7 protein-coding genes are annotated in these 9,769 nt (G+C 43.9%); 1 reads left to right on the top strand and 6 read right to left on the bottom strand.

Annotated features, from left to right (window positions below):
* Positions 1-392: 392 nt before the first annotated feature.
* Entirely contained in the window at positions 393-1,379 is a 987-nt protein-coding gene (trhO, locus tag ACHUFQ_RS09840) for an oxygen-dependent tRNA uridine(34) hydroxylase TrhO (protein WP_394175131.1), read from the bottom strand.
* Positions 1,380-1,878: 499 nt separating this feature from the next.
* Here trhO and ACHUFQ_RS09835 point away from each other — a divergent pair, with 499 nt between their 5' ends.
* Positions 1,879-3,447 (top strand): sodium/sugar symporter, encoded by a 1,569-nt coding sequence (locus tag ACHUFQ_RS09835; RefSeq protein WP_394175129.1) that lies wholly within the window; start codon positions 1,879-1,881, stop codon positions 3,445-3,447.
* Positions 3,448-3,523: 76 nt separating this feature from the next.
* Here ACHUFQ_RS09835 and ACHUFQ_RS09830 read toward each other — a convergent pair whose 3' ends face one another.
* The 5 genes from ACHUFQ_RS09830 to ACHUFQ_RS09810 form a co-directional block, all read right to left on the bottom strand.
* Complete coding sequence (locus ACHUFQ_RS09830; protein ID WP_394175127.1) at positions 3,524-4,573, bottom strand: MBL fold metallo-hydrolase; 1,050 nt, start codon at positions 4,571-4,573, stop codon at positions 3,524-3,526.
* A 47-nt stretch (positions 4,574-4,620) separates the two neighbouring features.
* Positions 4,621-5,730: a hypothetical protein gene (locus ACHUFQ_RS09825; protein WP_394175125.1), complete on the bottom strand. Its 1,110-nt coding sequence runs from the start codon at positions 5,728-5,730 to the stop codon at positions 4,621-4,623.
* A 69-nt stretch (positions 5,731-5,799) separates the two neighbouring features.
* Positions 5,800-6,504 (bottom strand): tRNA (N6-threonylcarbamoyladenosine(37)-N6)-methyltransferase TrmO, encoded by a 705-nt coding sequence (tsaA, locus tag ACHUFQ_RS09820; protein ID WP_394175123.1) that lies wholly within the window; start codon positions 6,502-6,504, stop codon positions 5,800-5,802.
* 7 nt (positions 6,505-6,511) lie between these two features.
* Positions 6,512-6,904, bottom strand: a complete 393-nt coding sequence (rcsF, locus tag ACHUFQ_RS09815) for an Rcs stress response system protein RcsF (RefSeq protein ID WP_394175122.1) — start codon at positions 6,902-6,904, stop codon at positions 6,512-6,514.
* Between the two features lie 156 nt (positions 6,905-7,060).
* A complete protein-coding gene (locus ACHUFQ_RS09810; RefSeq protein WP_394175120.1) occupies positions 7,061-9,466 on the bottom strand; it encodes an ATP-binding protein in 2,406 nt (801 codons plus the stop codon).
* Positions 9,467-9,769: the final 303 nt, after the last annotated feature.

Raw genomic sequence — 9,769 nt, 5'->3', positions numbered from 1 at the left:
CTAACGTCATACCGGGGGAGCCCGGTATCTGTTCGTAGGATTTAGATTCCGGTTCGCAGACCGGAATGACGCTTTGGGTGAAGGCTTATCACCAACGTTATAACGACGTATGGCTAACGTCATACCGGGGGAGCCCGGTATCTGTTCGTAGGATTTAGATTCCGGTTCGCAGACCGGAATGACGCTTTGGGTGAAGGCTTATCACCAACGTTATAACGACGTATGGCTAACGTCATACCGGGGGAGCCCGGTATCTGTTCGTAGGATTTAGATTCTGGTTCGCAGACCGGAATGACTTGGGATTGAATCGCTTTTTCTGAACTCTGTGCACTCTGAACTCTGTGCATTAAGAAAATATGGGCGATATTGATTATCGCCCATTAGAAGAAGTTTTAGTTTTTCTGACCTTCACGCTGGCGCTCAATTTCCGCCTTTTTTTCCGCGCGACGCTGTGCAATCAGTTTACTGACGCTACCGCCGATGTGATCTTCACCGCGTTGTTTTGCCAGATTAATCTGCTTTTCACGCTCCGCATAGCGGGCACGCTGTTCGTCGGTTACTTTGTCAATGCAGTGATGACAACTAACGCCTTTTTCATATTCAGTGCGCTGTTTGTCTTCTTCAGTTATCGGCATACGGCACGCATGGCACTGATCGTAAATACCTTTTTCCAATTTATGGTTAACCGTTACGCGATCGTCAAAAACAAAGCAGTCGCCTTCCCAAAGCGTTTCTTCTTCCGGCACATCTTCCAAATACTGCAAGATACCACCTTCTAAGTGATACACTTCTTCAAAGCCTTGCTCTTTCATGTAGGCGGTGGATTTTTCACAGCGGATACCACCGGTACAAAACATTGCCACTTTCTTGTGTTTGCTCGGATCCATGTTTTTGGCTACATAATCCGGAAATTCACGGAAGGTTTCCGTATCCGGGTTAACGGCGTGTTTAAAGGTGCCAATTTCCACTTCGTAATCATTACGAGTATCAACCACAAACACTTCAGGATCAGAAATTAACGCGTTCCAGTCTTTTGGCTTTACGTAAGTACCAACCACCTGCAGTGGATCAATACCTTCAACGCCCATGGTGACGATTTCTTTTTTCAACTTAACTTTGCAACGTTTGAAAGGAGCGTTATCGGTGTACGATTCTTTGTAAGAGATATCGGACAAACGCGGGTCAGATTGCAAAAACGCTAAAACATTATCGATGCCTTCACGTGGACCGGCGATGGTGCCGTTAATACCTTCATGCGCTAATAACAACGTCCCTTTGACGTCGTTATTTTCCATGGTTTGATGTAGGGGCTTTCTGATTTGCTCAAAATTTTCCAAACGGACAAATTTATACAGAGCACAAACTACGAATTGTGACATGTAAATTCCTCTTGCTGTCCAGAACGTAAAACTGGCGCAGGGTTAATAAAATCGAGCGCATTATAAGAAAATCATTTCCGCGAGGCAATACCACAATGCATGTAAGGTTATTTATTTACAAAGTATCGAACAACAACACTTTCCCGGCAGACTTTTTATGTTGTTGTTTGACGACTCACGAATGTATGTATTTAACGTCTCTTAATAGATGGTCGTAATCCTAACAATTAGCTGAGAAATCGTGATGTGTTTAAAAAATCAGATTCTGTTTGAAGTTATTATGACTATCGTTTACTCGTCAAAAATGCGCGATGAAATAACATCCTTAACAATAAAGTGTTGTTGAGGTTTATTAAAAGCAGGCATGATACAACTTCTTCGAAGGATACCTTTAAAATGATTGCATCTTGCTTTTAATTGAATCGTGTTACAGTTAGAGTAATTTCAACAATATTTCCTAATTCCATCAAAAATAACAAAAATTAAAGGTGAACCTTTTATGGAAACAACACTAGCAACACTGGATATCAGCGTTTTTATTGCCTACGTTATCGGTCTATTGTGCCTGGCACTTTGGATCTCACGTAATGATAAGCAAGGTGGCGCAGATACCAAAGATTACTTCCTGGCATCAAAAGCCTTGCCCTGGTGGGCCATAGGCGCATCCCTTATCGCATCCAATATATCCGCAGAGCAAATTATTGGTATGTCAGGATCAGGTTATGCCATTGGCCTGGCAATTGCTTCTTACGAATGGATGGCGGCAATCACGTTGATTATTGTCGGTAAATACATGTTGCCGATATTCCTGAAAAACAAAATCTTTACCATGCCACAGTATCTTGAACAGCGTTTTGGTAAAGAAGTTAAAACCACCATGGCGGTGTTCTGGCTTGGGGTTTATATCTTTGTAAACCTAACCGCAATTTTATGGTTAGGTGGCCTGGCGATTCAGACGGTGGCTGGTGTCGACTGGATGTTCGGGATGATATTCCTGGCGGTATTTTCTGTAGCGTATTCCTTATATGGTGGATTAAAAGCCGTTGCCTATACCGATATTTTGCAGGTTGTTTTATTAGTATTCGGTGGTTTATTCTTAAGTTATCTGGCATTGGTTGCCGTCAGCGATGGCGAAGGTATGGTTGCCGGATTTACGGTATTGACGGAAAAAGTACCGTCGCATTTCGATATGATTTTGTCTGAAGACAACCCGTTCTATAAAGACTTACCGGGTATTTCCGTGCTAATCGGTGGTATGTGGGTAATGAACTTCAGCTATTGGGGCTTTAACCAATATATTATTCAGCGAGCTTTGGCGGCAAAAGATATCAAAGAAGCGCAAAAGGGTATTGCCTTTGCCGCTTACTTAAAGCTATTAATGCCGTTAATCGTCGTATTACCGGGTATTGCCGCGGTTATCCTGTACCCGGATTTAACCCGACCCGATCAAGCATACCCTTCGATGATGGCGCTCATGCCGGTCGGTATCAAAGGTTTGGTATTTGCGGCTTTGGTTGCGGCTATTGTTTCCTCGCTGGCATCTATGACCAACAGCATATCGACTATCTTCACCATGGATATTTATCAGCACGTTAAGCCTGGTAAGAGCCAGCGCCATTACGTACATATTGGCCGTATTGCGTCTTTAGTATCATTGTGTATCGCATTGATCGTCGCGGAACCACTATTAGGTAAATTTGATCAGGCGTTCCAGTATATTCAGGAATTCACCGGCTTCTTCACACCGGGTATCGTGGTGATATTCGTGATGGGAATGTTCTGGAAACGTGCTAACTCAGCTGGTGCCTTAACCGCAGCGATTGGCTCCGCGGTACTTTCAGTAACGCTTAAATACTTGTGGCCAGAATTGCCATTTATGGACCGTGTTGGTTTAGTCTTCCTGCTTTGCTTAGGCTTATGTTATCTGGTTTCGATGATGACCAAACCACCGCAAAGCGATGAAAGCGTGAGCCTTAATGAAATCAGTTTTGCAACGGACAAGACGTTCAATATTGCAGCTATCGGTGTGGTGATTATTCTTACCGCGCTATACGCGACTTGGTGGTAAACACAAGCTTTACTAATTAACTAAATGTATTAAAAAAGCCGGTTAGCCGGCTTTTTTATTGGCCTTTTTATTCGACTTATTTGGGCGTTAACTCAAAATGATCGCCATCTTCAGCAAGAATAATCTCACCAACAAATGCTTCACCCGTACCGTCAAGAAATAGCGATTTTACGATGATGTTTTCTACTGGCGGGACGATATGCACTAACACCAGCTTTTTTACCTTGGCCTGTTGAGCCAATTTCGCCGCCTCAACCGGACTGATGTGGTAATCGAGAACATCGTGCATTTGCGCCGACAATCTTGGGTTACCAGCTTCTTCAGCAATCTCAGAGAATGTCGAAATTAACGCTTTGTTAAGGGCTTCACAAAAGAAAAGATCGGCATTATCGGCATATTTTGCCAGTGTCTCGGTGGCGACCGTATCGCCGGATATCACCACGATATTGCCCTTATATTCAAACCGATAACCAACAGATGGTTTGACGGGCGAATGATCGGTTTGGAAGGCGATGATCTTGAGTCCGTTCTCTTCATAAATCACCGAGGAGTCTTGTCCTGCCGCAATACCTATTGTGTTGGGGAACATGGTTGAGTTTTTCGAAGGCATCCACTTTTCACCATGATGGGCAGTTCGATAACTTGAATCCAGTGCATAAGCCTGATTGAATCCTGCAACCACCTCGTCTACTCCTTCAGGGCCATAAACTTCCAAAGGATAAGGGCGACCCAAAGCCCAACTCATAAAATTCAGTTCGCCGAGCTCAGCAATATGGTCGGAATGAAAATGCGTAAGCAAAACCGCGGTAATACTGCCACCAGGTAGAGATTCCAGGTTCAGGTTTCTGACAATACCCGGGCCAACATCGACCAGGAAAAATTTTCCATCAGCGATAACGGCGATACCACTGCTTACCCGGGTTTTATTGCTGATTGGGCCGCCGGTGCCGAGAGTAACCACATGTAGGTTTTCGCTGGTTAATAGCTGTTCCTGACTTTCCTGAAGTTGTTGTATCTGCTTTTTAATCTGGCTTTTTACCAATCTGTCACAAGAGCTCAGGGTTACTATTAGACAAAGCGCGGTAATCAATGCAAAAAACTTTTTTAAGACAGGTAATGGGGACAATGTACTTTCTCCGTTGCAATGCTATTTAAAGCTTATGCAACAATGCGTTAAAAGTACCAACCGATATTGATATTTAATCGCGAACGCCATTTTGACGGACCTTCGTCAATGCCAATGCCCGGACCTCCGACGAACCACATATTTTTACCGGCAATCCAATCCACGTAGGTGTACAGGCCGCCTTTGACGAATGAACAACCGGCAACGTTTTGGATGGAATCGGTAAGTCCTGCCCCGGAAGTAGGGGCAATATAGGTGTGATCGTTATAACAGGTGAATGAGTCAATAAAACGATTATTTACACTAAAGGATTTTGCCAGGTTGACACTGAAAACATCGGCCCTTGTGGCTATCTCAAAGGGCGCTTCAAAGGCCGCCATGGTTATACGTTTATTGTCAGTGCCTAACGCTTCTTCCGCTTCATAGTCGTAGTTGATGTATTGCAGCTGCAGGTTCCAGTCATGCTCAAAACGACTATCGATATGAAAAGCTATGGCCCGGTGTTCACCAGATTCATTAGTGCTGGTGTTATTGAATCTACCGATTTGTACAGAGGTGCCAATAAGGTGGACGCCAAGCTGGTACTGACCCCTGATATTAAACTGACCATCTTCTTCAAAACCGATTCCGTCGTTGCTGGAATTGGCTAAATCAAAGGAGTAGCGGTCCCAACGGTCTGCATCGTTATATTCACTATGAACAAAGTAGGCGGTGTCCAGGGTCCAGCGCTCACCCTCAAAGCGCCATTTTATGCCAGTATCGTAATCGTCTTCGAAACCGAGATAATAGGTGCCGCCGAACCAAAAACTGTGGGAAGCGTATGGCTCAATGCCAAATGGTACCTGAGTAACGCCGGCGCGAATACTTTGCTGATCGTTAAATTGATAGCCCAGCTCGGCATGATGAACGGCATCAAAGGCTTTATACCAGCGATACTGGACGTCAACAAACCATTGGTTCTTTTCGGCTTTAAGGTCAAGGCGAAATAAATCGAAATCGAAGCTGCCATTGCTATCGGTGCCGTAATCTAGCCAGGAGTAATTTCCGCGAAGGGCACCACCTAAAGTGAATGACGAAGTATCAGCTTCTGCCTTAGAATCGCTTACAGGCAAGAGCAATATTCCACCGACAACACAGACACCACAAAGCTTGTTCACTACCCAAACCGCGATTTACAAAAGTTAGAGCAAGTTTAGTTGTTAAAAGTTAATAATGCGTTGAAGTTCTTAATTTGGTGAAATATCGATAACGACACAGGTGGTATCAGAAATTTTCCAGCGGATATTGTAACTATCCAGTGCCATGCCATATTCCTGCCAGGAGGTATCTTTCTTTTTATAGGCCGGGCGAGGGTCTTGTTTAAGAACCTGAAAGATTAATTCTTTAAGCTCGCGGGCGTTAGCAACTTTACTCAAAGCCGCTAGCGCTTGCTCCGCAAAACTCACGTCAATATCATGTTGCTGAGCTTGTGGAGCAAATTCAGAAGTCGCTTCGGTGAGTGCATCGGAGTAGGGAATGTAGGGTTTGATATCGATAATCGGTGTGCCGTCCATTAAATCCATGCCTGAGATATGCAGACAAGGATGTTCACCGTTGTAATCAACACCTTCAAGCTTTACCACCGACATGCCGATAGGGTTGGGGCGAAACGTAGAGCGAGACGCCAACACGCCGGTTTTTTGATTGCCGCCTAATCGAGGTGCTTTAATAAGCGGTTTCCAGCCTTTATCCGCAGTACCGTGAAATACAAACAACAGCCAAAGGTGTGAGTGTTGCTCAATATCTCTTAACATATCTGCGCTATTATACGGCGGGAGCAGCTCTATTTTACCTTTTGCCGCACCAACTAGTCCTGGCTGGCGAGGAATGGCAAATTTTTCCTTATAAGGCGTATGGGCAACGGCGATAGGAGTAAACGAATACGCTTGCACGGCAATGTTACTTCGTGGTTTCAGAAATCAATTGATAGGCTTTACCATAGCAAACTAACAGTTGATGGCACTGTGGCTCATCAATATCGATACAGGATGTAAACACCACGGCATTGGCTTTCAGTCCTGCAGCTTTTTTACGGGCTTCGGTGCGGGCATCAGCGGCATTTGCCGTGGCATCGGACGCTTTCATCTGACAACTTTCCCCTTCCACGAGGCCGATAAACTTTGCCGGTCCCGGCAAGGCATTGGTACTTTCAAATACGTCAACTGAACCGGCGGCAAAATACTCGGTAAAATTTTCTTCATCGAGATTGGTTTCAACCCGCATGTTAGAGGAGCAGCTGGCGAGGAAAATACACGCAACAGTCGTTTTTATACTTTTAGTTATCAATGTCATAAATTTGTCACATTCATCCGTTAACTTAGTATTGTATACTAATTCTTCTGGTTATTAGAATGGGTATTACACGAGAAGTGCTCCATTGGGCGAGGTTTTTGCTTATTTACCTCGCCCTTTTTTCGTGGTTTTAACAACACTATCTGCAAGTCGCGCTCAACGGACATATTTATGCAGCATTTTTTCAATATCGGCGAGTAAAAACGGCTTAGAAAGAAAGTCATTCATCCCAGAATCCAGGCATTGTTGAATATGGTGACTCTGGGCGTCTGCGGTTAAGGCGATGATAGGGATATGGTCAAACTCGCTATGCCGTCTTATTTCACGCGTGGCCTCATGTCCATCCATGACGGGCATATGCACATCCATAAAAATTAATTGATAATCCTGACGTTGTAATGCCTGTAAAACCTGTTCGCCATTTTCGGCAATATCAACCTCCAGACTTAACTTTTCCATCAGTCCTTTGGCAACAATCTGATTTAACTTAAAATCTTCCGCAAGCAATACCCGGGTGCCTGGAAAACTGACTTGCTGGGTTTGTTCTGTCCCCTCGATTGCTGTATTAAACAGCAAGTCAGCGATTTCTTTAAACACAATAGGAGCCTGAAGTTGTAATATGGCCTCTTTAAAGGCAAATAATTCGCGCACTCCAGGCTGATTGATATTGGATATCAATAACAGGTTAGTTTGCGGTTTTTCCAACCACGGTTGATTCTTATTAATCAATTCCAGTAGCGATTCCTCGCTCTGACCGCAGGCATCGATGATGATCCAGGTATTTTGTGGCTTACTATCTGAGCTATCAGCGACCGCACTCAAGGTTTCTAATGGAAAATAACGAAACTCAATGTCGTAAAAGTCACAGTTGGTTTTCAATAATTCGATGTGGTGCGTTATCGTTCCAAACAGACATATCGATAATCCATCCGGTGCAGATACCGGAGGCGCAGCGCAACACTTATCTGGCAGAAACAGGCTAAACCTGCTGCCCGAATGTAATGTTGAATGGACTTCGATACGACCATTCATCATGCTCGCCAGACTTTGGCTAATTGCCAGACCCAGACCCGTTCCGCCGAATTTTCGTGATGTTGAATTATCTGCCTGACTAAAGGGATCAAAAATTGCACTGAGTTGCTCTTCAGACATGCCTATGCCGGTATCGCTTATGTGAAAGACGATTTCATCACCCTTTGCTAATCGTTCGAATTCAACCTCAACACGACCATGGTTGGTAAATTTTATCGCGTTTGAACATAAGTTTAATAATATTTGCCCAATCCTAACGGGATCTCCGTGATACGTTTCGTCAAAGCCGGGGGGGAGCGAGAAATAGAATCCCAGGTTTTTTTCCTGAGCCTGAATGGCTAGCACATTACTTAGGCGTTCAAAAATTGTGAATATTTCAAAATCTAACGCCTCAATTTGCAGTTTATCACTATCAATTTTGGAAAAGTCGAGTATATCATTCAGGATGTCGAGCAGTTGCCGGGAAGAGGACAAAATTTTGTCTACATAGGCTCTATCTTCATGGGTTAAGTCCTGCTGTTGAAGTAGCTGACTCAGGCCAATAATACCGTTCATCGGCGTTCTAATTTCATGACTCATATTAGCGAGAAATTCGCCTCGACTTTTGTTTGCCGCTTCTGCCTGCTGTTTTGCCGAATTTGCCACTAATGCCTGCTGTTCATATTGCTGCACCGTTTCGGCGATATTATCCTGCATCTGATTCATGGCTTTTGATAAATAGTTGATATCGGCGAATTTTGAATTGAGCTGTAATCGGGTATTAAAGTGGCCTTGAGAAATGTTTTTTGCTAATTCAACCAGTCGAGAAATCGGCCGACTAACCTGGCGGGAGATCAAAAAACTGCCAATGAGCAGGACCAAGATTAATGTTAATTGTACCGAGGTTTTGCCGATCCGAAACGCTTTGGTTCTGCCCTCTAAGGCGCTGATTTCTTTAAAGTGCCATTTATCATACATCAGCTCAAAATGGTCTATCTGGTCCATGATTTGAGACTTTGCTTTTAGATATTCTGGGCCATAAAGAATTCGCTGTGCTCTTGCCAGCCCGTTAATCGGATCCTTCTCATAGATTTTAATAGCCTTTTTCTCAATCAACGACAGCTTATCTGACATCTTTGTGGCTTTATAGAGCTCTAATAAGATCTCTTTGGGGGCCAGCAAATGTTGGATTAAGTCTCGAATTGGCGTTGAGTGGTGAATATCACGTAGTCTGTCGGTATGGTACTTATCCCAGTAAATACTGAAAAAGTTTTGAGGTCTTGGTCTTGCACCATGCCATATTTCACTGACTTCAAAAAAGTACTCTTTATAGAGTGTATCTCCAGTGGTGACGTAGGTGCGAGACGTGCGAGTGAGCTTATTGGAGGTAGAGCGCACCAGAGTCGACAATTCAATGATCGCCAAGCGGTCGTTGTCATGGGCGATCAGATCATCAATCGCTTTATTGTAAAAACGAAAGGCAATGATATTGGCGACGATTAAAACCACCAGTAATAACAAAAATCGCACCAGAAAACGATTTAGAGTCATTGGGGCTCGCCGATGGCTATAGAGTTTTCCATAGCTTAAGTTTATCAGGCGAAAATCACTTGGGAGCAATATTTTTGTACGGCTGATAATTAACTCGTTGATTTTACGAATATCTGTTGGTCAAAAGCGCTTGATTTGTTGTTTAGAGCTATACGTGTGTCGATTGTCCGGGTCGTCCACAGGTTTGATTTTAGACAAGCTTGTTACGATCAAAAAAGCCTGCAGTTGCATAACACCATTCAGTTAAGAGCCTCTTTTCTGAATGGGGTAGCGGGTTTTATTGATACGAACGGTCCTTTTCTT

Source organism: Thalassotalea litorea, assembly GCF_043642205.1.
GTDB lineage: Bacteria > Pseudomonadota > Gammaproteobacteria > Enterobacterales > Alteromonadaceae > Thalassotalea_A > Thalassotalea_A litorea.
The sequence above is the reverse complement of the archived record's forward strand: the minus strand, read 5'-3'. Positions and strand labels throughout refer to the sequence as shown.

Excerpts from the sequence above, each read along its gene's own strand:
- trhO (WP_394175131.1), bottom strand. The coding sequence starts at position 1,379 with ATGTCACAATTCGTAGTTTGTGCTCTGTATAAATTTGTCCGTTTGGAA.
- ACHUFQ_RS09835 (WP_394175129.1), top strand. The coding sequence starts at position 1,879 with ATGGAAACAACACTAGCAACACTGGATATCAGCGTTTTTATTGCCTAC.
- rcsF (WP_394175122.1), bottom strand. The coding sequence starts at position 6,904 with ATGACATTGATAACTAAAAGTATAAAAACGACTGTTGCGTGTATTTTC.
- ACHUFQ_RS09810 (WP_394175120.1), bottom strand. The coding sequence starts at position 9,466 with ATGACTCTAAATCGTTTTCTGGTGCGATTTTTGTTATTACTGGTGGTT.